The sequence below is a fragment of the Pseudomonas sp. LBUM1645 genome, from assembly GCF_059716185.1.
Genome location: NZ_CP166811.1, coordinates 5,139,522 through 5,163,589, shown reverse-complemented (window position 1 = coordinate 5,163,589; position 24,068 = coordinate 5,139,522). Strand labels below are relative to the sequence as shown.

Here is a 24,068-nt window from a genome sequence, read left to right as displayed (position 1 = left end):
GGATCTGTGTCGTTCACAAATCCCCTGTGGGAGCGAGCTTGCTCGCGATGGCGGTATCACTGACTCAACGCAATCTCGATCAACCGATGCAATTCCTCAACCTCCAGCGGCGTCGCTGAAAACAGGATCCGAAACACCGTCGGCGCCGCCACCATGTTGATCAGCCGATCAACGTTCGGCTTCGGCTGATCGGGGTAACGATCCAGAATCGTCTGCAACTGCCCGCCAATGATCGTCGCGCAAAGGGCCGGTGTGGTGCTGCATTGCACGTCGCGCAAGATGTTGCGGCCGGGCTCGGAGCTCATCTCGTCCAGATATTGCTCGGCCCAGGCGCGCACGTCACCGCGCAGGCTGCCGGTATTGGCCGGCTCACTTTCGGGGCGCATGCGGGCGAGGGCGACGTCCGCCAACAACACCGAAAGATCGCCCCAGCGCCGGTAGATGGTCGACGGCGTGACGCCGGCGCGCGCGGCGATTTGCGGGACGGTCACGGTGGCGCGGTCCTGCTCTTCGAGGAGATCGCGCACTGCCGAATGAACCGACTCTTGCACCCGGGCACTGCGTCCGCCGGGGCGTAAACCTTCTTTAATAGCCATGCATCGGACCTTAACACAAAGAATTTGCTTTAAGCGTCAGCCAGTCGCACACTCCGCAAAAGCAAAAAGTTAGCTTTTGCGGAGTGTATTCATGTCCAGTTCAACGTCTAATCGTTCAAGCCTGTGGTTCCTGGCGATCACCTTACTCAGTTTTCTTGCGGCGTCCACGGCGCCGACGCCGTTGTATCACTTGTACCAGGAGCAACTGCAATTCTCGGCAGCGACCCTGACCCTGATTTTCGGCGTGTACGCCATCAGCTTGCTGGCGGCATTGCTCACGGTCGGTTCGCTCTCGGATTACCTGGGGCGCAAACCGGTGATCTTCACCGCTGTGATGTTGAACATGCTGGCGATGCTGCTGTTTATCAATGCAGACAGTGTCACCTGGTTGATCAGTGCACGAGTGCTTCAGGGTTTTGCTACAGGGATGGCCACTGCCGTACTGAGTGCGGCGCTGCTGGACACCGATCGCCAGCAAGGGTCGCTGGTCAACAGTGTGGCGCCATTGCTGGGCATGGCGTCGGGCGCCATGGGCTGCGGCTTGTTGGCCGAGTTTGCGCCGTTGCCGTTGCAGTTGACCTATTGGGTGCTGTTCGCGCTGTTTGTGATGCAGGCGCTGTACGTCTGGCGCTTGCCGGAAAGCGTCAGCCCCCAACCGGGAGCCTGGGCCTCGCTGCGCCCGACACTGCATGTGCCGATCCAGGCGCGGCGTGCGTTGTGGCTGGTGCTGCCGATCAACATCGCGGTGTGGGCGCTCGGTGGTTTTTACGCCTCGTTGGCACCGTCTCTGGTGCGCACGGCCACGGGATCGACCTCAAATCTGATTGGCGGTGCGACGGTGGCTGTGTTGACGGTGACCGGCGCGTTGATGATCTACACCCTGCGCGATCGGCCGGCCGACAAGGTTTTGCGATTAGGCGGCAGTCTACTGCCCGCCGGCGTCGCGCTGATTCTGATGGCGGTGCACAGCGCCAGCCTGCCACTGTTTTTCGTCGGCACGCTGTTGGCCGGTGGCGGTTTCGGTGCCGGTTTCCTCGGTGCATTGCGCAGCGTCGTGCCGCTGGCCTTGCCCCATGAACGGGCCGGGTTGATGTCGGCTTACTACGTGCTCAGTTATCTGGCTTTCTGCTTGCCGTCGTTGCTGGCCGGGAACTTGACCCGGACCTTCGGGCTGGTGGCCACCACCGATGGTTACGGCGCGGTGCTGATTACTCTCTCGGTCGGCGCTCTGCTTGCATTGATGCGTCAGCGGACCGTGAAAGTCTGCGCTTGATAACATATCTGTAAAACAGATAACAGTTAGAGATATTACCCGTTATATCGATATTCGATTCGGATCTACCATGAGCTCCACCTCAACAGAGGACAGGAGTTCACCATGACATGCCCCAACACCACCCCAGTCAGTTTCAAACCCTTCAGTCATTTGCAGCATCCGCGTGAAGTCATCCGCCAGTTCACGCCGAACTGGTTCGCCGCCACCATGGGCACCGGTGTGCTGGCGTTGGCGCTGGCGCAGCTGCCTGGCGCAAATGCCGGTTTGCACGCGATTGCCGAAGCCCTTTGGCTGTTCAATATCGTGCTGTTCGTTTTATTCACGGTTATGTATGCGGCGCGTTGGGCGCTGTTTTTCGATGAGGCGCGGCGGATTTTCGGTCACTCCACGGTCTCGATGTTTTTTGGCACCATCCCCATGGGCCTGGCGACCATCATCAATGGTTTTCTGGTGTTCGGTCTGCCGCGGTGGGGCGAGGGTGTGATTCATGTCGCCGAGGTGCTGTGGTGGCTGGATGTGGCGATGTCTGTGGCGTGCGGCGTGCTGATTCCCTACCTGATGTTCACCCGTCAGGAGCACAGTATCGACCAGATGACCGCCGTCTGGCTGTTGCCGGTGGTGGCAGCAGAAGTGGCTGCCGCCAGCGGTGGTCTGCTGGCGCCGCATTTGGCAGATGCCCATTCGCAACTGGTGGTGCTGGTGACGAGCTACGTGCTTTGGGCATTTTCCCTACCGGTGGCGTTCAGCATTCTGACCATTCTGTTGCTGCGCATGGCGCTGCATAAACTGCCTCACGAAAACATGGCCGCTTCGAGCTGGCTGGCGCTCGGCCCGATCGGCACCGGGGCGCTGGGCATGTTGCTGCTGGGTGCAGACGCGCCGACGATCTTCGCTGCCAACGATCTGCCGGGCATTGGTGAAATCGCCGCAGGGCTGGGGTTGGTGGCCGGGATCACACTGTGGGGCTTTGGTCTGTGGTGGATGCTGATCGCGGTGCTTATCACCCTGCGTTACCTGCGCGTCGGTATTCCTTTCAACCTCGGCTGGTGGGGTTTCACTTTCCCGTTGGGCGTCTATTCCCTGGCGACTTTGAAACTGGCCAGTACCTTGAACCTGACATTTTTCAGTGCCTTCGGTTGTGTGCTGGTGGTGTTGCTGGCGGTGATGTGGCTGATCGTCGCCAAACGGACAGTGCAGGGCGCCTGGCGGGGCGAGTTATTTGTCTCGCCGTGCATTGCAGGATTAAAGAAATAACCTGCAAGTTTTAGGTAATGTGTGGCCTGGATCGTCGTTGGATATTCAAATAACTGCATCCACGCCACTCTCTACCCAACATCAGGGACACATGGAAGATGAGTCACCCCTCACAGTTCACCTTGCTTCGCACCCGGCGCTTCCTGCCGTTCTTCGTCACGCAGTCGCTCGGGGCGTTCAACGACAACATCTTCAAGCAGTCGCTGATTCTCGCCATTCTCTACAAGTTGACTATCGACGGTGACCGCTCGATCTGGGTCAACCTGTGTGCACTGCTGTTCATCCTGCCGTTCTTCCTGTTCTCGGCACTGGCCGGGCAGTTCGGGGAGAAGTTCGCCAAGGACGCGTTGATTCGTCTGATCAAGCTTGGGGAAATCGCCATCATGGCGGTAGGCGCGGTCGGATTCATGTTCGATCACCTGTCGCTGATGCTGGTGGCGCTGTTTGCCATGGGCACTCACTCCGCGCTGTTCGGGCCGGTGAAATATTCGATCCTGCCGCAGGCCTTGCGTGACGAAGAACTGGTGGGGGGCAACGGCCTGGTGGAAATGGGCACCTTCCTGGCAATCCTCGCCGGGACCATTGGCGCCGGGATCATGATGTCGTCCAGTCATTACGCGCCGATGGTCTCCACGGCGATCATCGGTGTTGCGGTGCTCGGCTATCTGGCCAGTCGCAGCATTCCACGGGCCGCAGCCGCCTCCCCGGAAATGCGTCTGAACTGGAACATTTTCAGCCAGTCCTGGGCCACGTTGAAGCTGGGCTTGGGGCAGACGCCAGCGGTGTCACGCTCGATTGTCGGCAACTCGTGGTTCTGGTTTGTCGGGGCGATTTATCTGACGCAGATCCCGGCTTATGCCAAGGAGTGGATGCACGGCGACGAAACCGTGGTGACGCTGATTCTTACGGTGTTCTCGGTCGGTATCGCGCTGGGTTCGATGCTTTGCGAGAAACTGTCCGGCCGCAAAGTCGAGATCGGTCTGGTGCCGTTCGGCTCTTTCGGTCTGACCGTATTTGGTTTGCTGCTGTGGTGGCATTCCGGTGGAATTCCGGACAGCGTTACAGGCCATGGCTGGATCGAAGTCCTGGGTTTTGGCCACGCCTGGCTGGTGTTGATCGACATTCTGGGGCTTGGGGTGTTCGGTGGTTTCTACATCGTGCCGCTGTATGCGCTGATTCAGTCTCGTACCCCCGAGAACGAACGGGCGCGGGTGATTGCCGCCAACAATATTCTCAACGCGCTGTTTATGGTGGTCTCGGCGATTGTCTCGATCGTCTTGCTGAGCATGGTCAAACTGTCGATCCCGCAGCTGTTCCTGGTGGTGTCGCTGCTGAACATCGGCGTCAACGCCTACATCTTCAGCATCGTCCCCGAGTTCAGCATGCGTTTCATGATCTGGCTGCTCAGCCATTCCATGTACCGCGTGGAGCATCGCAATCTACAGCTGATTCCCGATGAAGGTGCAGCGTTGCTGGTGTGCAATCACGTGTCCTTCGTCGATGCCTTGCTGATTGGCGGCGCGGTGCGTCGGCCGATTCGCTTTGTGATGTATTACAAGATCTACAACTTGCCAGTGCTGAACTTCATCTTCCGCACGGCCGGGACCATTCCGATCGCGGGGCGGCAGGAAGACATTCAGATCTACGAAAAAGCCTTCACGCGCATTGCTCAATATCTGAAGGACGGCGAGTTGGTGTGCATCTTCCCTGAGGGCAAATTGACTGCCGATGGCGAGATCAACGAGTTCAAGGGCGGGCTGACGCGGATTCTCGAAGAGACGCCGGTGCCGGTGATTCCGTTGGCATTGCAGGGGTTGTGGGGGAGTTTCTTCAGTCGCGATCCACAGAAGGGCGTGTTTCGCCGGTTGTGGTCGCGGGTGACGCTGGTGGCCGGGCCAGCGGTGTCGGTTGAAGTGGCAGAGCCAGCCCGGTTGCAAGGGTTGGTGGGGGAGTTGCGCGGCACTGTGCGCTAATTCCCTGTCGTTGCGGGCCGCTAACCAAGCGTGCCCGCTCTGGGTATTCAGCCCGCCATCGCCAACCGGTTACGCCCCTCGCGCTTGGCCACATACAACGCACTGTCGGCCCGTCGCAACAGGCTGTCGGCAGACTCGCCGGGCAATAGCGTCGAGCAGCCAAGGCTGACCGTCAGCTCAATCGCATGGCCGTCGGCCGAATAATCATCTGCCTGCACTGCAAATCGTAGCCGTTCGCCAACCATGGCTGCCGCCTCACGACTCGTGTTGGAAAGCAGGATCAGGAACTCTTCGCCACCAAAGCGGAAGACCATGTCCACGTTACGCAACTGGTTTTTGATCGAGGCTGCAACGGCCTTGAGCACGTCATCGCCGGCGCTGTGTCCGTGGTTGTCGTTGATGCGTTTGAAGTGATCAATGTCCAGCATCAGCAGCGACAAGGGTTGCAGATGCCGACGCGACATCTCGATTTCCCGTTGCAGGGTCTGATCCATGGCAATGCGGTTGCCGGTGTCCGTGAGCGGATCGCGCAAGGCACTTTGGGTCGCGGCGCGGTAGAGCAGGGCATTGCGCATCGGATACATCAATGCGGACAGCAGCGACTCGAGGTTGCCCTGTTCCTGCTCGCTGAAGCGCTGATTGCGGCGGAATACCAGGTCACCCAGATGCTCGCCTTCATGGCTGAGGCTGTAGCTGATCGAATGATGGCCGCGCAGGCCGAATTCCAGGCGCAAGTCGCTGGACTTGTGCTCGTACGTCAAGGCGTCAAGCGGTACAAGTCGCTGAATCTCGCGGAAGAAGAGCCCGAGAATGCGTTGTGGCTCAAGACTGGTTTGCAGCTGCAGGCTCAGTTGCTGGCGCAGTTGCGCAAGGCTGACGGGTCTCTCGATGAGGGTAGGCTGCTGACCAAAGCCCAGGCGTTGCAATTTGGCAACATCGAAGTCAATTGCGTTGGTCTGGGAAGGTGATTTCATATGGCATGCGCCCCTAAGCAGTAAGGCTGTCTTACAGGCTGGGTGAGAGCGGCTTTGGGCTGCGCGTCATACTGGTCCATCAGTCCCGTAGGACATTTGGCCCAAGTTTAGTCCGCTTTGCCGACGTTAAGTAACCTGTCGGCTCACGCGTCCGCCCGTTTGCTTTCACACTGCGTGTCTGAGCAAATTTAGAGCGAAAGTCGTGCCATTCAGTTCAGTCGGATAAAAAACGTTCTAAATCAAAGTGTTGAAGCTGTTGAAGAAGAGTGTTACGGCATTCGGTGACAGTTGTTTGACTTGTGATGGGGGTAGTTACGACGCACTTTGAGTGCCGCGACGGGAAGCCGTCGCGGCACAAAAGCGACGCGCGGGCGTTACTGAGCGTTGAACGCCTGGCCGTTGATTCCGGTGCTGTCCGGACCCATCAGGTAGAGGTAGACCGGCATGATCTCCTCGGGTGTCGGGTTGTTCAGCGGGTTTTCGCCCGGGTAAGCCTGGGCACGCATGCTGGTGCGGGTGGCGCCCGGGTTAATGCTGTTGGAGCGCACCGGTGCCATGGTGTCGACTTCGTCGGCCAGGGTTTGCATCAAGCCTTCGGTGGCGAACTTGGACACGCCATAAGCGCCCCAATACGCACGCCCCTTGCGGCCAACGCTGCTGGAGGTGAACACCACTGATGCGTCCTGGGACAGCTTGAGCAGCGGTAGCAGGGTGCTAGTGAGCATGAACATGGCGTTGACGTTGACGTGCATGACGCGCATGAAGTTTTCGCCGGACAGCTGCTCGATCGGCGTACGCGGGCCAATGATCGACGCGTTGTGCAGCAAACCGTCGAGATGGCCGAATTCGGTTTCGATCATCGCTGCCAGCTCATCGTATTGATGGGGCAGGGCGGTTTCCAGGTTGAACGGGATCACGGCCGGTTGTGGATGGCCGGCGGCTTCGATTTCGTCGTAGACCTGAGTCAGGTTGGCTTCGGTCTTGCCCAGCAACAGCACAGTGGCGCCGTGCGCGGCAAAGGTTTTCGCGGCGGCAGCGCCGATGCCACGGCCAGCGCCGGTGACCAGGATGACCCGGTCCTTGAGCAATTCTGGGCGGGCGGAATAATCAAACATAAGAAACCCTCAACACTATTAAGACGGACACCGGACCTGTGGCGAGGGAGCTTGCTCCCGCTCGGCTGCGAAGCAGCCGTAAATCCAGCAAGTGCGGTCTGCCTGATCAGAATGCGGTTATAGATATAGGGGACGCTTCGCGCCCCAGCGGGAGCAAGCTCCCTCGCCACAAAAGGCTGTGCGGATCAGCAACCACACAGAGCGCTATCGAGCACCTTGCGCAACTCCAGCGGATGATCGACCACCACATCCGCGCCCCAATGCCGCGGGTTATCGTCCGGATGAATGTAGCCATAGGTCACGGCGGCGGTCTTGGTGCCGGCATCGCGACCGGACTCGATATCGCGCAAGTCATCACCCACGAACAACACGCTGGCCGGGTCCAGGTCGAGCATCTTGCACGCCAGGATCAACGGCTCGGGGTCCGGTTTGCTGTTCTTCACGTGGTCCGGGCAGATCAACAGCGCCGAGCGCTCGGCCAGGCCAAGTTGCTGCATGATCGGCTCGGCAAACCGCAGCGGCTTGTTGGTGACCACGCCCCAGATCAGGTTGGCCTTCTCGATGTCGGCCAGCAGTTCGCCCATGCCGTCGAAAAGTTTGCTGTGAACCGCGCAACCGGCGAGGTAGCGCTCCAGGAACTCCAGGCGCAATTCCTCGAAACCCGGTGATTCCGGGTCCATGGAGAAGGTCACGGCGACCATCGCCTTGGCGCCACCGGAGATCTCGTCGCGAATGTGCTGGTCGTTCATCGGCGGCAGGCCGCGGTCGGCACGCATCGCCTGACAGATCGCAATGAAGTCCGGCGCGGTGTCGAGCAGGGTGCCGTCCATGTCGAAAAGAACTGCTCTGATACGCATCGGCTTACTCCTCGCGCAGGGTCTGGATCATGTAGTTGACGTCCACGTCGGAGGCCAGTTTGTAGTGCTTGGTCAGCGGGTTGTAGGTCAGGCCGATGATGTCCTTGACGGTCAGGCCGGCCATGCGGCTCCAGGCACCCAGCTCCGAAGGGCGGATGAATTTCTTGAAATCGTGGGTGCCGCGCGGCAGCAGTTTCATGATGTATTCCGCGCCGACGATGGCGAACAGGTACGCCTTTGGGTTGCGGTTGATGGTGGAGAAGAACACCTGGCCGCCGGGCTTGACCATACGGAAGCAAGCACGGATCACCGAAGACGGATCCGGTACGTGCTCGAGCATTTCCAGGCAAGTGACCACGTCGAACTGCTCGGGCATTTCTTCAGCCAGGCCTTCGGCGGTGATCTGCCGGTATTCGACGCTCACACCCGATTCCAGCTGATGCAGTTGCGCGACCGCCAGCGGCGCTTCGCCCATGTCGATGCCCATGACAGTAGCGCCGCGCTGGGCCATGGCTTCGCTGAGGATGCCGCCGCCGCAACCGACGTCGAGGACTTTCTTGCCGGCCAGGTTGACCCGCTCGTCAATCCAGTTGACCCGCAGCGGGTTGATGTCGTGCAGCGGTTTGAACTCGCTTTCGCGGTCCCACCAGCGATGGGCCAGGGCTTCGAATTTGGCGATTTCGGCGTAGTCGACGTTGCTCATGGTTAAGTCCTCTAAAACTTGAAAAATCCTGTTGCCCCGGTGGTGAGTCCGGGGTGCTTACAATTCGGTATGGCCGCTGATGCGCTGGCCCCAGGCCTTGGCGGTGGCGCAGAGCTGTTGTTCATCCAGGCGAGTCAGGCGACGGTCGTCGAGCAGTTGCTTGCCGGCGACCCAAAGGTGTTTCACGCAATCACGGCCGGTGGCATATATAAGCTGCGAAACCGGGTCGTAGACCGGTTGCTGCGCCAGGCCGGAGAGGTCGAATGCGACGATGTCCGCGGCTTTGCCGACTTCCAGCGATCCCACTTCGGATTCAATGCCCAGTGCGCGGGCGCCATTAAGCGTGGCCATGCGCAGTGCGCGATGGGCGTCCAGCGCGGTGGCCGAGCCGGCGACGGCTTTGGCCAGTAAGGCGGCGGTGCGGGTTTCACTGAGCAGGTCCAGGTCATTGTTGCTGGCAGCGCCATCGGTGCCAACCGCCACATTGACGCCAGCCTGCCACAAGCGCTCCACCGGGCAGAACCCGCTGGCCAGCTTCAGGTTCGACTCCGGGCAATGAATCACGTTGGTGTTACTTTCTACCAGCAGCACCAGGTCTTCGTCGCTGATCTGAGTCATGTGGACGGCCTGGAAGCGCGGCCCCAGCAAGCCCAGGCGCCCGAGGCGGGCCAACGGGCGTTCGCCGCGTTGCTCGACGGATTGCTGCACTTCAAAAGCAGTTTCATGCACATGCATATGGATCGAGGCGTCCAGCTCTTCGGCGATCACCCGGATTTTCTCCAGGTTCTCGTCGCCCACCGTGTAGGGTGCATGGGGGCCGAAGGTGACTTTGATACGCTCGTGGTGCTTGAGATCGCCAAACAATTCAACGCCCTGACGAATGGCTTCATCCGCCGTGCTGGCGCCTGGAATCGGGAAGTCGAGGATCGGAATTGCGATTTGTGCGCGAATGCCGCTGTTATGGACGCGCTCGCTGGCAACCTTCGGGAAGAAATACATGTCAGAGAAACAGGTGATGCCACCTTTGATCTGCTCGGCGATCGCCAGGTCAGTGCCGTCACGTACGAAAGCTTCATCGACCCACTTGGCTTCGGCCGGCCAAATGTGGTTTTCCAGCCAGGTCATCAGGGGCAGATCATCGGCCAGGCCACGGAACAGCGTCATCGCCGCATGCCCGTGGGCATTGATCAAACCGGGGCAGAGCAACATGTCTGGCAGTTCGCGGACTTCGGTTGCGTTAAGCTTCAGCGCAGCCGAGCGTGGGCCGATGAATACGATGCGTCCGTCGCGGATGCCCAGGGCATGCTCTTTGAGGACAACGCCAGCGGGTTCGACGGGTACCAGCCAGGTCGGCAGCAATAGCAAGTCGAGCGCAGCGGCAGTGTTCGGCATCGAGAATCGGTTCCAGAGCTTTTGTAAAGGATGGCGAAGTATACCCGAGCGTCTTCGCAGGGGGATCGCTATAATCGACGGCTTTTGTTCATGAGTACGGGGTGACGGATGCGCGATCGACTGTTGGCTGCGGAGAAGGTGAAGGCCATCGATTGGCGCGATGATGCCCTGTACCTGCTGGATCAGCGTATTTTGCCGTTCGAGGAAACCTGGATCGCCTACACCAGCGCTGCTGGCGTGGCCGAGGCCATTCGTTCGATGGTGGTGCGCGGCGCACCGGCGATTGGCATCAGTGCTGCCTATGGTGTTGTGCTGGCGGCCCGCGCGCGGTTTGCCGAAGGCGGTGACTGGCAGGCGGCGCTGGAAGAGGATTTCGCGCTGCTGGCCGATTCCCGTCCGACCGCGGTCAACCTGTTCTGGGCCCTGGGCCGCATGCGCGACCGGCTTGAGCGTCTGAAACATCACGCCGATCCGCTGGCGGTGCTGGAGGCGGAGGCTATCGCCATTCACGAGAGTGATCGCGAAGCCAATCTGACCATGGCGCAACTGGGTGTGGACCTGATCCGCAAACACCAGGGCAACGCCCAGGCGATTCTGACCCACTGCAACACCGGCGCGCTGGCCACCGGCGGCTTTGGCACGGCACTTGGCGTGATTCGAGGTGCGTTCATTGAAGGCATGGTCGAGCGCGTCTACGCCGACGAAACCCGTCCATGGCTGCAAGGTTCGCGGTTGACCGCATGGGAACTGGCCAACGAAGGCATTCCCGTGACCCTCAACGCGGACTCCGCCGCTGCGCACATCATGAAGACCAAGGGCATTACCTGGGTGATCGTCGGCGCTGACCGGATCACCGCCAATGGCGACGTGGCCAACAAGATCGGCACTTATCAACTGGCGGTGAACGCCATGCACCACGGGGTGCGTTTCATGGTGGTGGCGCCGAGTTCGACCATCGACATGAACCTGGCCAGTGGTGATGACATTCCGATTGAAGAGCGCGATGGTCGCGAGTTGCTGGAAGTCGGCGGCAAGCGGGTCGGGGCGGATGTCGATGCGTTCAACCCGGTATTCGACGTGACCCCGGCTGACTTGATCGATGCGATCGTTACCGAAAAAGGCATCGTCGAGCGCCCGGACACCGCGAAAATGGCGCAGTTGATGTGCCGCAAGCGTCTGCATTAAAGGTATCTGGCGCAAGCTCGCTCCCACATTTGACCGAGATCTTCAGTCAGGCACGGTCAAATGTGGGAGCGAGCTTGCTCGCGATAGGGCCCGCAAAGTCAACAAATCAGCCTGAATTCTGTATTCGGCAACTCTCTAAGCCTCTCTCGTCCCCTTCAAGCCTGTCACCGGTCAACTTACTATGCTCCATGCGCATTAGGGGGATAGGTGCGTGGCGGCTCTTGTGATAACATCCGGCGGTTTCCAAGGTAGCCCGATGTGGCTGCCTTTACTGCGCAGATCCATGGCATAACTCGTTGATTTGTCGTAAGTCGGTGCATGGCACTCAGCCTGCAGCGGCGAGCTTCGTTCGTCCCATATGGATGTGACGAAGTTTCACCAGAAAAAGGAATCAGGCTTCTCATGGGCGAACTGGCCAAAGAAATCCTCCCGGTCAATATCGAAGACGAGCTGAAGCAGTCCTACCTCGACTACGCGATGAGCGTAATTGTCGGGCGGGCACTGCCGGATGCGCGCGATGGCTTGAAGCCCGTGCACCGGCGTGTGCTGTTCGCGATGAGCGAGCTGGGCAACGACTTCAACAAGCCGTACAAGAAATCTGCCCGTGTTGTCGGTGACGTGATCGGTAAGTATCACCCTCACGGTGATACCGCGGTGTACGACACCATCGTTCGGATGGCGCAGCCATTCTCGCTGCGCTACCTGCTGGTAGACGGTCAGGGCAACTTCGGTTCCGTGGACGGCGACAACGCCGCCGCCATGCGATACACCGAAGTGCGCATGACCAAGCTGGCGCACGAGCTGCTGGCTGACCTGCACAAAGAAACCGTGGACTGGGTGCCGAACTACGACGGCACCGAAATGATCCCGGCGGTCATGCCGACCCGTATTCCCAACCTGTTGGTCAACGGCTCCAGCGGTATCGCCGTGGGCATGGCGACCAACATCCCGCCGCATAACCTCGGTGAAGTCATCGACGGTTGCCTGGCACTCATCGACAACCCTGAGTTGACCATCGATGAGCTGATGCAATACATCCCCGGTCCGGACTTCCCGACCGCCGCGATCATCAACGGTCGCGCCGGCATCATCGAAGCCTACCGCACCGGTCGCGGCCGCATTTACATGCGCGCCCGCTCGATGATCGAAGACATCGACAAGGTCGGTGGCCGTCAGCAGATCGTCATCACCGAACTCCCTTACCAGCTGAACAAGGCCCGTCTGATCGAGAAGATCGCCGAGCTGGTAAAAGAGAAGAAGCTCGAAGGCATCACCGAACTGCGCGACGAGTCCGACAAAGATGGTATGCGCGTCGTGATCGAGCTGCGTCGCGGCGAAGTGCCTGAGGTGATCCTCAACAACCTCTACGCCCAGACCCAGCTGCAAGCGGTGTTCGGTATCAACATCGTCGCGCTGATCGACGGCCGTCCGCGGATCCTGAACCTCAAGGACCTGCTGGAAGCCTTCGTTCGTCACCGTCGCGAAGTCGTTACCCGCCGTACCGTGTTCGAACTGCGTAAAGCCCGCGAACGTGGCCACATCCTGGAAGGTCAAGCGGTTGCCCTGTCGAACATCGACCCGGTCATCGCCCTGATCAAAGCCTCGCCAACGCCGTCGGAAGCCAAGGAAGCGCTGATCAAGACTGCGTGGGAATCTTCCGCCGTGGTTGCGATGGTTGAGCGTGCCGGTGCCGATTCGTGCCGTCCAGAGACCCTGGACCCACAATACGGTCTGCGCGAAGGCAAGTACTTCCTGTCGCCAGAACAGGCGCAAGCGATTCTGGAACTGCGTCTGCACCGTCTGACCGGTCTGGAACACGAAAAGCTGCTGGCCGAGTATCAAGAGATCCTCAACCAGATCGGCGAACTGATCCGCATCCTCAGCAGCGCCACGCGCCTGATGGAAGTGATCCGCGAAGAACTGGAAGTGATCCGCGCCGAATACGGCGACGTGCGTCGCACCGAGATTCTCGATGCCCGTCTCGACCTGACCCTGGGTGACATGATCCCGGAAGAAGAGCGCGTCGTGACCATTTCCCACGGTGGCTACGCCAAGACCCAGCCATTGGCTGCGTACCAGGCTCAGCGTCGTGGCGGTAAAGGCAAATCGGCTACCGGCGTGAAGGATGAGGACTACATCGCTCACCTGTTGGTCGCCAACAGCCACACCACGCTGCTGCTGTTCTCCAGCAAAGGCAAAGTGTACTGGCTGAAAACCTACGAAATCCCGGAAGCGTCCCGCGCTGCCCGTGGTCGTCCGCTGGTCAACCTGCTGCCGCTGGACAGTGATGAATACATCACCACCATGCTGCCGGTCGACGAATACACCGAAGGTCACTTCATCTTCATGGCCACTGCCAAAGGCACCGTGAAGAAGACCCCGCTGGAATCCTTCAGCCGTCAACGCAGCGTCGGCCTGATCGCGCTGGAGCTGGACGAAGGTGACGTACTGATTTCCGCCGCCATTACCGATGGTGATCGCGAGGTCATGCTGTTCTCCGACGGCGGCAAGGTCACTCGCTTCAAGGAAACCGACGTTCGCGCCATGGGCCGTACCGCTCGCGGTGTCCGCGGCATGCGTCTGCCGGAAGGCCAGAAGCTGATTTCGATGCTGATCCCGGAAGAAGGCAGCCAGATCCTCACCGCTTCGGCGCGTGGTTACGGCAAGCGTACGGCGATCACCGAGTTCCCTGAGTACAAACGTGGCGGTCAGGGCGTTATCGCCATGGTCAGCAACGACCGTAACGGCCGTCTGGTCGGTGCAGTCCAGGTGCTCGACGGTGAGGAAATCATGCTGATTTCCGACCAGGGCACCCTGGTGCGTACGCGTGTCGACGAAGTCTCCAGCCTGGGTCGTAACACCCAGGGCGTGACCTTGATCAAACTGGCCAGCGATGAAAAGCTGGTAGGTCTGGAACGGGTTCAGGAACCGTCGGAAGTCGAAGGGGAAGAGCTGGAAGAAGGTGAAGAGGGTGCGGTGTTCGACGGCGAAGTCGTAATCGACGACGTTGTTGAAGATCAGCAACTTGACGCCGCAGCCGATGAAGAACCGCAGGAATAAGCGGACAGACAGGGGGCGGATGAGAATTCGCCCCCTTGTTGTTTGTCCTGTGGAAATGTTTTTAATGTAGGAGCTGTCGAGCGAAGCGAGGCTGCGATCTCTTGATCTGGCTCTTGCTTTCGCTTAGCCCTAAAAGATCGCAGCCTCGCTCCGCTTGACAGCTCCTACAGACGTACAGATTTATTGCGTGATTACCACCAAATCAGAGCGAGATTGGATGTGAGCAAGAGAGCCTATAACTTCTGTGCCGGTCCTGCGGCACTTCCCGAAGCTGTCCTGCAGCGCGCCCAGGGTGAACTCCTTGATTGGCACGGCAAGGGCCTGTCGGTCATGGAAATGAGCCATCGCAGCGATGAGTTCGTGTCCATCGCCACCAAGGCCGAGCAGGATCTGCGTGATCTGCTGAATATCCCCTCGAACTATAAAGTGCTGTTTCTGCAAGGTGGCGCCAGCCAGCAATTTGCTCAGATTCCTCTGAACCTGTTGCCGGAAAGCGGCACCGCCGACTATATCGACACCGGTATCTGGTCGCAGAAAGCCATCGAAGAAGCTTCGCGCTACGGAAACGTCAACGTTGCCGCTACCGCCAAGCCTTACGACTATTTCGCTATTCCCGGTCAGAACGAATGGAACCTGTCGAAAGACGCGGCCTACGTTCACTACGCACCGAACGAAACCATCGGCGGCCTGGAATTCAACTGGGTTCCGGAAACCGGTGATGTCCCGCTGGTGGCCGACATGTCTTCCGACATTCTCTCGCGTCCGATCGATGTTTCGCGCTTTGGCATGATCTACGCCGGTGCACAGAAAAACATCGGCCCGAGTGGCGTCGTCGTCAACATCGTTCGCGAAGACCTGCTGGGTCACGCCCGTTCCCTGTGCCCGACCATGCTCAACTACAAGGTCGCGGCTGACAACGGCTCGATGTACAACACTCCGCCAACCCTGGCCTGGTACCTCTCGGGTCTGGTATTCGAGTGGCTGAAAGAGCAGGGTGGTGTTGAAGCCATCGGCAAGCTCAACGAAGTGAAACAGCGCACGCTGTACGACTTCATCGACGCCAGCGGCTTGTACAGCAACCCGATCAATAAATCGGATCGCTCGTGGATGAACGTGCCGTTCCGTTTGGCTGACGACCGTCTCGACAAGCCATTCCTGGCCGGTGCCGAAGAGCGTGGCCTGTTGAACCTCAAGGGTCACCGTTCCGTGGGTGGCATGCGTGCCTCCATCTATAACGCCGTCGACATCGTTGCGGTCAACGCACTGATTTCGTACATGGCAGAGTTCGAGAAGGAACACGGCTAATGTCTGAGCAAGAACTCAAGGCACTGCGCCTGCGCATTGATGCCCTGGACGAGAAAGTCCTGGAGCTGATCAGTGAGCGCGCACGCTGCGCCCAGGAAGTTGCGCGAGTAAAGATGGCCTCGCTGGCCGAAGGCGAAGTGCCGGTGTTCTATCGTCCTGAGCGTGAAGCTCAGGTGCTCAAGCGTGTCATGGAGCGCAACAAGGGGCCGCTGGGCAACGAAGAGATGGCGCGGCTGTTCCGCGAAATCATGTCTTCGTGCCTGGCCCTCGAGCAGCCACTGAAAGTGGCTTACCTCGGCCCTGAAGGCACCTTCACCCAAGCCGCAGCCATGAAGCACTTCGGTCACGCCGTGATCAGCAAGCCGATGGCGGCGATTGACGAAGTGTTCCGTGAAGTGGCAGCCGGTGCGGTGAACTTTGGCGTGGTCCCGGTGGAAAACTCCACCGAGGGCGCGGTCAACCACACCCTCGATAGCTTCCTCGAACACGACATGGTGATCTGTGGCGAAGTCGAGCTGCGGATTCACCACCACTTGTTGGTCGGTGAAAACACCAAGACCGACAGCATCAGCCGCATCTATTCCCACGCCCAGTCCCTGGCCCAGTGCCGCAAGTGGCTGGACGCGCATTACCCGAATGTCGAGCGCGTGGCGGTGTCCAGCAACGCCGAAGCGGCCAAGCGGGTCAAAGGTGAGTGGAACTCGGCGGCGATTGCCGGCGACATGGCGGCAGGTTTGTACGGGCTGACCCGTCTGGCCGAGAAAATCGAGGATCGCCCGGACAACTCCACGCGATTCCTGATGATCGGCAGCCAGGAAGTGCCGCCGACCGGCGACGACAAGACTTCGATCATCGTCTCCATGAGCAACAAGCCTGGCGCACTTCACGAGTTGCTGGTGCCGTTCCATGACAACGGCATCGACCTGACGCGAATCGAGACGCGTCCTTCGCGCAGCGGTAAATGGACCTACGTGTTCTTCATCGACTTCGTCGGCCACCACCGTGATCCGTTGATCAAGGGTGTGCTGGAAAAGATCAGTCAGGAAGCAGTGGCACTCAAAGTGCTGGGTTCCTACCCGAAAGCAGTTCTCTAAGGGCGGTAGCAAATGAGTGGTGACTTCCTCGCTCTGGCACAGCCGGGCGTGCAACAACTTTCGCCTTACGTTCCGGGCAAGCCTGTGGACGAACTGGCGCGTGAGCTGGACCTTGATCCGGCGAGCATCGTCAAACTGGCCAGTAATGAAAACCCGTTGGGTGCCAGTCCCAAGGCTCTGGCAGCCATTCACGAAGCGCTGGCCGAGCTGACCCGTTATCCGGATGGCAACGGTTTTGCACTCAAAACCCTGCTGGCCGATCAGTGCCGCGTCGAGCTCAATCAGGTGACGCTGGGCAACGGTTCCAATGACATCCTGGAACTGGTCGCCCGTGCCTACCTGGCGCCGGGTCTGAACGCCGTGTTCAGCGAGCACGCGTTTGCGGTCTATCCGATCGTCACGCAAGCCGTCGGCGCTACGGCCAAAGTGATCCCGGCCAAAGACTGGGGCCATGATCTGTCGGCCATGCTGGCCGCGATCGATGCCGATACCCGTGTTGTCTTTATCGCCAACCCGAACAACCCGACCGGGACCTGGTTCGGCGCTGAAGCGCTGGATGAATTCCTGCAGGACGTACCAGAACACGTGCTGGTCGTGCTGGACGAGGCCTACATCGAATACGCCGAAGGCAGCGACTTGCCGGATGGTCTGGACTTCCTGGCGGCTTACCCGAACCTGCTGGTTTCGCGCACATTCTCCAAGGCCTACGGCCTGGCGGCATTGCGGGTCGGCTATGGCTTGTCCACTGCGGTGGTCGCGGATGTGCTGAACCGCGTGCGTCAACCGTTCAACGTTAACAGCCTGGCTTTGGCCGCTGCATGCGCTGCACTGCAAGACGCCGAGTACCTGGCTGAAAGCCGTCGCCTGAACGAATCCGGCATGCAGCAACTGGAAGCGGGTTTCCGTGAGCTGGGGCTGAGCTGGATTCCGTCCAAGGGCAACTTCATCTGCGTCGATCTGGGTCGTGTTGCGGCTCCGGTCTTCCAGGGTTTGCTGCGCGAAGGCGTGATCGTGCGTCCGGTGGCCAATTACGGCATGCCGAACCACTTGCGCATCACCATCGGTCTGCCGGCGGAAAACAGCCGCTTCCTCGAAGCGCTGACCAAGGTTCTGGCTCGTGGTTGATGTCACTGCACTGCAATCTGCTGAACCTATGATCGGTCGCCTGGTGGTGGTCGGTCTGGGGCTGATCGGCGGTTCGTTTGCCAAGGGTTTGCGTGAAAGCGGTCTGTGCCGCGAAGTGGTTGGGGTCGATCTCGACCCGCAGTCGCGCAAACTGGCGGTTGAATTGGGTGTGGTGGATCGCTGCGAAGAAGACCTGGTGGCTGCTTGCCAGGGCGCCGACGTGATTCAGCTGGCCGTGCCGATCCTTGCCATGGAAAAAATGCTCGGCCAATTGGCCAGCATGGACCTGGGGCAAGCGATTCTGACCGACGTCGGTAGCGCCAAAGGCAATGTGGTGCGGGCGGCAACCGAGGCGTTTGGCGGCATGCCGGCGCGTTTCGTGCCGGGTCACCCGATCGCTGGTTCCGAGCAGAGCGGGGTGGAAGCCTCTAACTCAGAGCTGTTCCGTCGCCATAAAGTGATTCTGACACCGCTGGATCAGACTGATCCGGCAGCGCTGGCAGTGGTCGATCGTTTGTGGCGCGAATTGGGCGCCGATGTCGAGCACATGCAGGTCGAGCGTCATGACGAGGTGTTGGCGGCGACCAGCCATTTGCCGCACTTGTTGGCGTTCGGTTTGGTCGATTCGTTGGCCAAGCGCAATGAAAACCTTGAGATCTTCCGTTACGCTGCCGGCGGTTTCCGCGATTTCACAAGAATCGCGGGTAGCGACCCGGTCATGTGGCACGACATCTTCCTCGCCAACCGCGAAGCTGTCCTGCGCACACTCGATACATTTCGCAGCGACCTCGACGCCTTGCGCGACGCGGTCGATGCAGGGGATGGGCACCAATTGTTGGGCGTTTTCACACGCGCCCGGGTTGCCCGCGAACATTTCAGTAAAATCCTGGCCCGCCGGGCTTATGTGGACGCTATGAATTCCAACGACCTGATTTTCCTGGCACAACCTGGTGGCCGCCTGACTGGGCGGATTCGAGTACCGGGCGACAAATCGATTTCCCACCGTTCGATCATGCTCGGCTCCCTGGCTGAAGGCGTCACCGAAGTGGAAGGTTTCCTCGAGGGCGAAGACGCCCTGGCAACCTTGCAGGCCTTCCGCGACATGGGCGTCGTGATCGAAGGTCCGCACCACGGTCGCGTGACCATTCACGGCGTCGGCCTGCATGGCTTGAAGCCTGCGCCGGGCCCGATCTATCTGGGCAACTCCGGCACTTCGATGCGTCTGCTGTCTGGCCTGTTGGCTGCGCAGAACTTCGACAGCACGCTGACGGGCGATGCTTCGCTGTCCAAGCGTCCGATGAATCGCGTGGCCAATCCGCTGCGTGAAATGGGCGCTGTGATCGAGACCGCTGCTGAAGGTCGTCCACCGATGACTATTCGTGGCGGCAATAAGCTCAAAGGCCTGACCTACACCATGCCGATGGCCAGTGCTCAGGTTAAGTCCTGCCTGCTGCTGGCGGGTTTGTACGCTGAAGGCAAGACCACCGTCACCGAGCCGGCTCCAACCCGCGACCACACCGAGCGCATGCTGCGTGGCTTCGGCTACCCGGTCAGCGTCAACGGTGCGACCGCTTCGGTCGAGTCCGGCCACAAGCTGACCGCGACCCACATTGAAGTGCCGGGCGACATCTCGTCTTCCGCGTTCTTCCTGGTGGCCGCGTCGATCGCCGAAGGTTCGGAGCTGGTGCTTGAGCACGTCGGCATCAACCCGACCCGTACCGGTGTGATCGATATTCTGCGTCTGATGGGCGCTGATATCACTCTGGAAAACCAGCGTGAAGTCGGCGGCGAACCAGTAGCTGATCTGCGCGTACGTGCAGCTAAACTCAAAGGTATCGAGATTCCCGAAGCGCTGGTTCCGCTGGCCATCGACGAATTCCCGGTGCTGTTCGTGGCCGCCGCCTGTGCCGAAGGGCGCACCATCCTGCGTGGCGCCGAAGAGCTGCGGGTTAAAGAGTCGGACCGGATTCAGGTCATGGCGGACGGCTTGCTGGCGCTTGGCGTCAAATGCGAGCCGACCCCGGACGGCATCATCATCGACGGCGGCCAGATCGGCGGCGGCGAAGTGCACGGACACGGCGATCACCGGATTGCCATGGCCTTCAGCGTGGCATCGCTGCGCGCCACTGCACCGATCCGTATCCATGATTGCGCCAACGTAGCGACGTCGTTCCCGAACTTCCTCGCGCTGTGTGCGCAGGTCGGTATCCGTGTTGCACAAGAGGCTCAGTCGTGATTATCAAGCCACCGGTCATCACCATCGACGGGCCTAGCGGTTCGGGCAAAGGCACTATTGCCGGGATTCTGGCCAAGCGCCTGGGTTGGTGCCTGCTGGATTCCGGTGCGCTGTACCGTCTGCTGGCATTCGCCGCGCGTAACCATGGCGTCGATCTGACCAATGAAGAGTCGCTGAAGCTGTTGGCCGCTCATCTGGACGTGCAGTTCGTCGGTGCGACCGAAGGTCATCCGCAGCGGATCATTCTCGAAGGTGACGATGTCACTGATGATTTGCGCAACGAACAAGTTGGCGCCTGGGCTTCCCAGGTGGCTGCACTGCCGGCCGTGCGTGATGCGCTGCTCCAGCGCCAGCGGGCGTTTCAGGAGGCTCCGGGTCTGGTGGCCGATGGTCGCGACATGGGCACGGTGGTTTTCCCGGATGCGCCGCTGAAGATATTCCTCACTGCCAGTGCCGAGGAGCGTGCGCGCCGTCGATACTTGCAGTTGAAGGGCAAAGTCGATGGTGTTAGTCTGTCGAGTCTGCTAGATGAGATACGTGTCCGCGATGAGCGTGACACCCAGCGAGCGGTAGCCCCGCTCAAGCCGGCGGCTGACGCCATAGAGCTGGATTCCACGGAATTATCCATCGATCAGGTGCTGGAACGCATCATGAGCGAGATCGCCATTCGCGATATCGCCGGGTGACCAAGAAACTCCGTAGGGGACCAGTCATAGTCTTGCGGTGTTTCTTCTAATGAACATAACCCACGTCGTCTGGGACGTGGAGATGGGCGTATCCTTCGCCCTTATTCAACAGGAATTAAAATGAGCGAAAGCTTTGCGGAACTCTTTGAAGAAAGCCTAAAAACCCTGAACCTTCAGGCAGGCTCCATCATCACCGGTGTTATCGTTGATATCGATTACCAAGCTCGCTGGGTAACCGTTCACGCTGGCCTGAAGTCTGAAGCACTCATCCCGCTTGAGCAGTTCTACAACGATGCTGGCGAACTGACTATCAACGTCGGTGACGAAGTTCACGTTGCTCTGGACTCGGTTGAAGACGGCTTTGGTGAAACCAAGCTGTCCCGTGAAAAAGCCAAGCGCGCTGAATGCTGGATTGTTCTGGAAGCAGCCTTCGCAGCCGAAGAAGTGGTCAAGGGCGTTATCAACGGTAAGGTTAAAGGCGGCTTCACTGTCGACGTTAACGGCATCCGTGCGTTCCTGCCAGGTTCTCTGGTTGACGTCCGTCCTGTGCGCGACACCACGCACCTGGAAGGCAAAGAGCTGGAATTCAAGGTCATCAAGCTTGACCAGAAACGCAACAACGTTGTCGTTTCCCGTCGTAGCGTCCTCGAAGCCGAGAACTCCGCTGAGCGTGAAGCTCTGCTGGAATCCCTGCAGGAAGGCCAACAAGTCAAAGGTATCGTCAAAAACCTCACCGATTACGGCGCATTCGTCGATCTGGGTGGCGTCGATGGCCTGCTGCACATTACCGACATGGCTTGGAAGCGTATCAAGCATCCTTCCGAAATCGTCAACGTTGGCGACGAGATCGATGTCAAGGTTCTGAAGTACGATCGCGAACGCAATCGTGTTTCCCTGGGCCTCAAGCAACTGGGCGAAGATCCATGGGTTGCTATCAAAGCCCGTTACCCAGAAAGCACTCGCGTTACCGCTCGTGTAACCAACCTGACCGACTACGGCTGCTTCGCTGAGCTGGAAGAAGGCGTTGAAGGCCTGGTACACGTTTCCGAAATGGACTGGACCAACAAGAACATCCACCCTTCGAAAGTCGTACAAGTCGGCGACGAAGTGGAAGTTATGGTTCTGGACATCGACGAAGAGCGTCGTCGTATCTCCCTCGGCATCAAGCAGTGCAAATCTAACCCATGGGAAGATTTCTCTGGCCAGTTCAACAAGGGCGATAAAATCTCCGGCACCATCAAGTCGATCACCGATTTCGGTATCTTCATTGGTCTGGACGGCGGCATCGACGGTCTGGTTCACCTGTCCGACATCTCCTGGAACGAAGTGGGCGAAGAAGCCGTTCGCCGCTTCAAGAAGGGCGACGAGCTGGACACCGTTATCCTGTCGGTTGACCCAGAGCGCGAGCGCATCTCCCTGGGTATCAAGCAACTGGAAAGCGATCCGTTCTCCGAGTACGTTCAAGAGAACGATAAAGGCGCAATCGTTAAAGGCATCGTGAAAGAAGTTGACGCTAAAGGCGCCATCATCACTCTGGCCGACGATATCGAAGCGACTCTGAAAGCCTCCGAAATCAGCCGTGACCGCGTTGAAGACGCGCGTAACGTTCTGAAAGAAGGCGAAGAAGTAGAAGCCAAGATCATCAGCGTTGACCGCAAGAGCCGTGTAATCCAGCTCTCCATCAAGTCGAAAGACGTTGAAGAAGAGAAAGAAGCAATCCAAAGCCTGCGCGACAAGCCAGCTTCGGATACCGCTGCTCCTGGTCCTACCACTCTGGGCGACCTGTTGCGTGCACAAATGGAAAAACAGAACTAAGTTCTGTCAGGCCATAGAAAAAGGGCGACTTCGGTCGCCCTTTTTTGTGCCTGTGATTTGGTGATTCTGATGGTCCTGCAGTGCCGCGATTGTTTGCAGTGAAACCATTGCTCCCGACAAGTTGTCTCTTTCTTTAATAGGATCAATCGTTTATTTACAGCTAGCCTTTAGCTTGAAGCGAATGACCGTCGGGCTCCGTGCTCGGCCTAAGGAAGCGAATGAACAAGCTCATTGTCGTCATAGCGGTACTGACACTGGCAGGCTGTGGCACTAATGCCAAGACTCACGCGGTGCGTGGGGTCAGTGGTATCGAGATTGATTGTTCAGGACTGGGGTCGGGATGGGAGAAGTGCCGCAAGCGAGCGAACAAGGAGTGCAGGGCGTCGGGCTACAAAGTTGTAGCCAGGTCCGATGATGCCAAAGATGAGGATGAGTACCCCTTTGGCTTTAATCCCGCGGGCTATCTGACGCGCACCATGCTGGTTGTCTGCAGGTGAGTCCGGAAGGGCATGATCAGCGTTCCAGTGATCTGAAATTGTGCATCTCTTTGTGGGAAGGATATGTCAAAACTCGGGCTGTTCAAATTCATCCGGGCGTGCTAAAACCTTTGAAGCGCTGATCTAGCTGCTTGAAAAAGAAGGGAAAAATATGACGAAGTCGGAGTTGATCGAACGAATTGTCACCCATCAAGGGCTGCTCTCATCCAAGGATGTGGAGCTGGCCATCAAGACCATGCTCGAACAAATGTCCCAATGCCTGGCCACCGGTGATCGCATCGAGATCCGTGGGTTTGGCAGCTTCTCCTTGCACTACCGCGCACCGCGCGTAGGGCGCAATCCTAAAACGGGTCAGTCGGTTAGTCTGGATGGCAAGTTTGTTCCGCATTTCAAGCCGGGGAAGGAGCTTCGGGATCGGGTGAATGAGGATGAGGAGGATGAGGGCGTTCATCTTTAAGTTTGAGAGCGAGGTGTAATGTGCACAGGTTCAAGCGTGTTGCGCTGGCAGCGTTCCTGCTGCTTCTGATTTTGTTGGTAGTTGCTTTTACCCTGGAAAATCGTGAGCCAGCTTCACTGGTTTTTCTGGGTTGGTCATCCGCGCAGATGCCGATCGCCGCTTATGTCCTTTTGGCTCTTCTCATCGGGATGGTGGTGGGGCCGCTGTTGGCGTGGCTTTTCGGTAGAAGAACAGGGCGGCGTTTGTAGGCTGGCGACAAGCTGAGCAGGTCTTTTCTTGTCGGGAAACCAGGCGGTGTCCGTGTTATTGTTTTGCCCTGCCTAGGGTTTCTGATAGCCTGTCCCGTCTTTTTGCACCCCGCCTTTCATAGGGTGGCACATATGGGCGGCGCTAACGTATCCAAAAAGTTTCGATGGTTTGAAAAGTCTACGTCACGCTGTTGAATCAGAATTAAAATGAAGGTCAAAA

The 24,068-nt window shown here is 58.9% G+C and carries 20 protein-coding genes; 14 read left to right on the top strand and 6 right to left on the bottom strand.

Annotated elements, in window-relative coordinates; all coding sequences use genetic code 11:
- Positions 1-56: 56 nt before the first annotated feature.
- Positions 57-596, bottom strand: a complete 540-nt coding sequence (locus tag ACA079_RS23280) for a TetR/AcrR family transcriptional regulator (protein WP_497701095.1) — start codon at positions 594-596, stop codon at positions 57-59.
- A gap of 91 nt (positions 597-687) precedes the next feature.
- Between ACA079_RS23280 and ACA079_RS23275 the strand changes: the two genes are divergently transcribed.
- From ACA079_RS23275 to ACA079_RS23265, 3 genes are all read left to right on the top strand, one after another.
- Positions 688-1,869, top strand: a complete 1,182-nt coding sequence (locus ACA079_RS23275) for an MFS transporter (protein ID WP_497701094.1) — start codon at positions 688-690, stop codon at positions 1,867-1,869.
- A 105-nt stretch (positions 1,870-1,974) separates the two neighbouring features.
- Positions 1,975-3,126 (top strand): TDT family transporter, encoded by a 1,152-nt coding sequence (locus ACA079_RS23270; protein ID WP_497701093.1) that lies wholly within the window; start codon positions 1,975-1,977, stop codon positions 3,124-3,126.
- Positions 3,127-3,224: 98 nt separating this feature from the next.
- The gene (locus tag ACA079_RS23265) at positions 3,225-5,099 is read left to right on the top strand and encodes an MFS transporter (protein WP_497701092.1); all 1,875 of its coding nucleotides are present in this window, start codon (positions 3,225-3,227) and stop codon (positions 5,097-5,099) included.
- Positions 5,100-5,146: 47 nt separating this feature from the next.
- On the opposite strand, the gene ACA079_RS23260 is transcribed toward ACA079_RS23265, so the two are convergent.
- The 5 genes from ACA079_RS23260 to ACA079_RS23240 all read right to left on the bottom strand — a co-directional run bounded on the left by ACA079_RS23260 (position 5,147) and on the right by ACA079_RS23240 (position 10,140).
- Positions 5,147-6,073: a GGDEF domain-containing protein gene (locus tag ACA079_RS23260; protein WP_497701091.1), complete on the bottom strand. Its 927-nt coding sequence runs from the start codon at positions 6,071-6,073 to the stop codon at positions 5,147-5,149.
- Positions 6,074-6,447: 374 nt separating this feature from the next.
- Positions 6,448-7,188 (bottom strand): YciK family oxidoreductase, encoded by a 741-nt coding sequence (locus tag ACA079_RS23255; protein WP_497701090.1) that lies wholly within the window; start codon positions 7,186-7,188, stop codon positions 6,448-6,450.
- Between the two features lie 185 nt (positions 7,189-7,373).
- Complete coding sequence (mupP, locus tag ACA079_RS23250) at positions 7,374-8,045, bottom strand: N-acetylmuramic acid 6-phosphate phosphatase MupP (RefSeq protein WP_150655183.1); 672 nt, start codon at positions 8,043-8,045, stop codon at positions 7,374-7,376.
- Between the two features lie 4 nt (positions 8,046-8,049).
- The gene (gene ubiG / locus ACA079_RS23245; RefSeq protein WP_123364644.1) at positions 8,050-8,748 is read right to left on the bottom strand and encodes a bifunctional 2-polyprenyl-6-hydroxyphenol methylase/3-demethylubiquinol 3-O-methyltransferase UbiG; all 699 of its coding nucleotides are present in this window, start codon (positions 8,746-8,748) and stop codon (positions 8,050-8,052) included.
- Between the two features lie 57 nt (positions 8,749-8,805).
- Positions 8,806-10,140, bottom strand: a complete 1,335-nt coding sequence (locus tag ACA079_RS23240) for a TRZ/ATZ family hydrolase (RefSeq protein ID WP_497701089.1) — start codon at positions 10,138-10,140, stop codon at positions 8,806-8,808.
- A gap of 108 nt (positions 10,141-10,248) precedes the next feature.
- Between ACA079_RS23240 and mtnA the strand changes: the two genes are divergently transcribed.
- From mtnA to ACA079_RS23185, 11 genes are all read left to right on the top strand, one after another.
- Positions 10,249-11,325: an S-methyl-5-thioribose-1-phosphate isomerase gene (gene mtnA / locus ACA079_RS23235; protein ID WP_201186645.1), complete on the top strand. Its 1,077-nt coding sequence runs from the start codon at positions 10,249-10,251 to the stop codon at positions 11,323-11,325.
- A 402-nt stretch (positions 11,326-11,727) separates the two neighbouring features.
- Positions 11,728-14,385, top strand: coding sequence for a DNA gyrase subunit A (gene gyrA, locus ACA079_RS23230; protein ID WP_497701088.1), 2,658 nt, complete (start codon positions 11,728-11,730; stop codon positions 14,383-14,385).
- Positions 14,386-14,604: 219 nt separating this feature from the next.
- Entirely contained in the window at positions 14,605-15,690 is a 1,086-nt protein-coding gene (gene serC / locus ACA079_RS23225; RefSeq protein ID WP_497701087.1) for a 3-phosphoserine/phosphohydroxythreonine transaminase, read from the top strand.
- Positions 15,690-16,784, top strand: a complete 1,095-nt coding sequence (gene pheA / locus ACA079_RS23220; protein ID WP_033055815.1) for a prephenate dehydratase — start codon at positions 15,690-15,692, stop codon at positions 16,782-16,784. Before serC ends, pheA begins: the two co-directional genes overlap by 1 nt.
- A gap of 12 nt (positions 16,785-16,796) precedes the next feature.
- Positions 16,797-17,909 carry a histidinol-phosphate transaminase gene (gene hisC / locus ACA079_RS23215; protein ID WP_497701086.1) on the top strand — a complete coding sequence of 371 codons (1,113 nt, stop codon included), beginning with the start codon at positions 16,797-16,799 and terminating at the stop codon, positions 17,907-17,909.
- A gap of 28 nt (positions 17,910-17,937) precedes the next feature.
- A complete protein-coding gene (locus ACA079_RS23210; RefSeq protein ID WP_497704367.1) occupies positions 17,938-20,145 on the top strand; it encodes a bifunctional prephenate dehydrogenase/3-phosphoshikimate 1-carboxyvinyltransferase in 2,208 nt (735 codons plus the stop codon).
- The gene (gene cmk, locus ACA079_RS23205; RefSeq protein ID WP_497701085.1) at positions 20,142-20,831 is read left to right on the top strand and encodes a (d)CMP kinase; all 690 of its coding nucleotides are present in this window, start codon (positions 20,142-20,144) and stop codon (positions 20,829-20,831) included. The genes ACA079_RS23210 and cmk overlap by 4 nt, the downstream gene beginning before the upstream one ends.
- Positions 20,832-20,951: 120 nt before the next feature.
- Complete coding sequence (gene rpsA / locus ACA079_RS23200; protein ID WP_140681797.1) at positions 20,952-22,646, top strand: 30S ribosomal protein S1; 1,695 nt, start codon at positions 20,952-20,954, stop codon at positions 22,644-22,646.
- Positions 22,647-22,864: 218 nt separating this feature from the next.
- Positions 22,865-23,143: a hypothetical protein gene (locus ACA079_RS23195; protein ID WP_497701084.1), complete on the top strand. Its 279-nt coding sequence runs from the start codon at positions 22,865-22,867 to the stop codon at positions 23,141-23,143.
- Between the two features lie 151 nt (positions 23,144-23,294).
- On the top strand, positions 23,295-23,600 hold the full coding sequence (gene ihfB / locus ACA079_RS23190) for an integration host factor subunit beta (protein ID WP_497701083.1): 306 nt from the start codon (positions 23,295-23,297) through the stop codon (positions 23,598-23,600).
- A gap of 20 nt (positions 23,601-23,620) precedes the next feature.
- Complete coding sequence (locus tag ACA079_RS23185; RefSeq protein ID WP_497701082.1) at positions 23,621-23,848, top strand: LapA family protein; 228 nt, start codon at positions 23,621-23,623, stop codon at positions 23,846-23,848.
- The last annotated feature ends 220 nt before the right edge of the window (positions 23,849-24,068 follow it).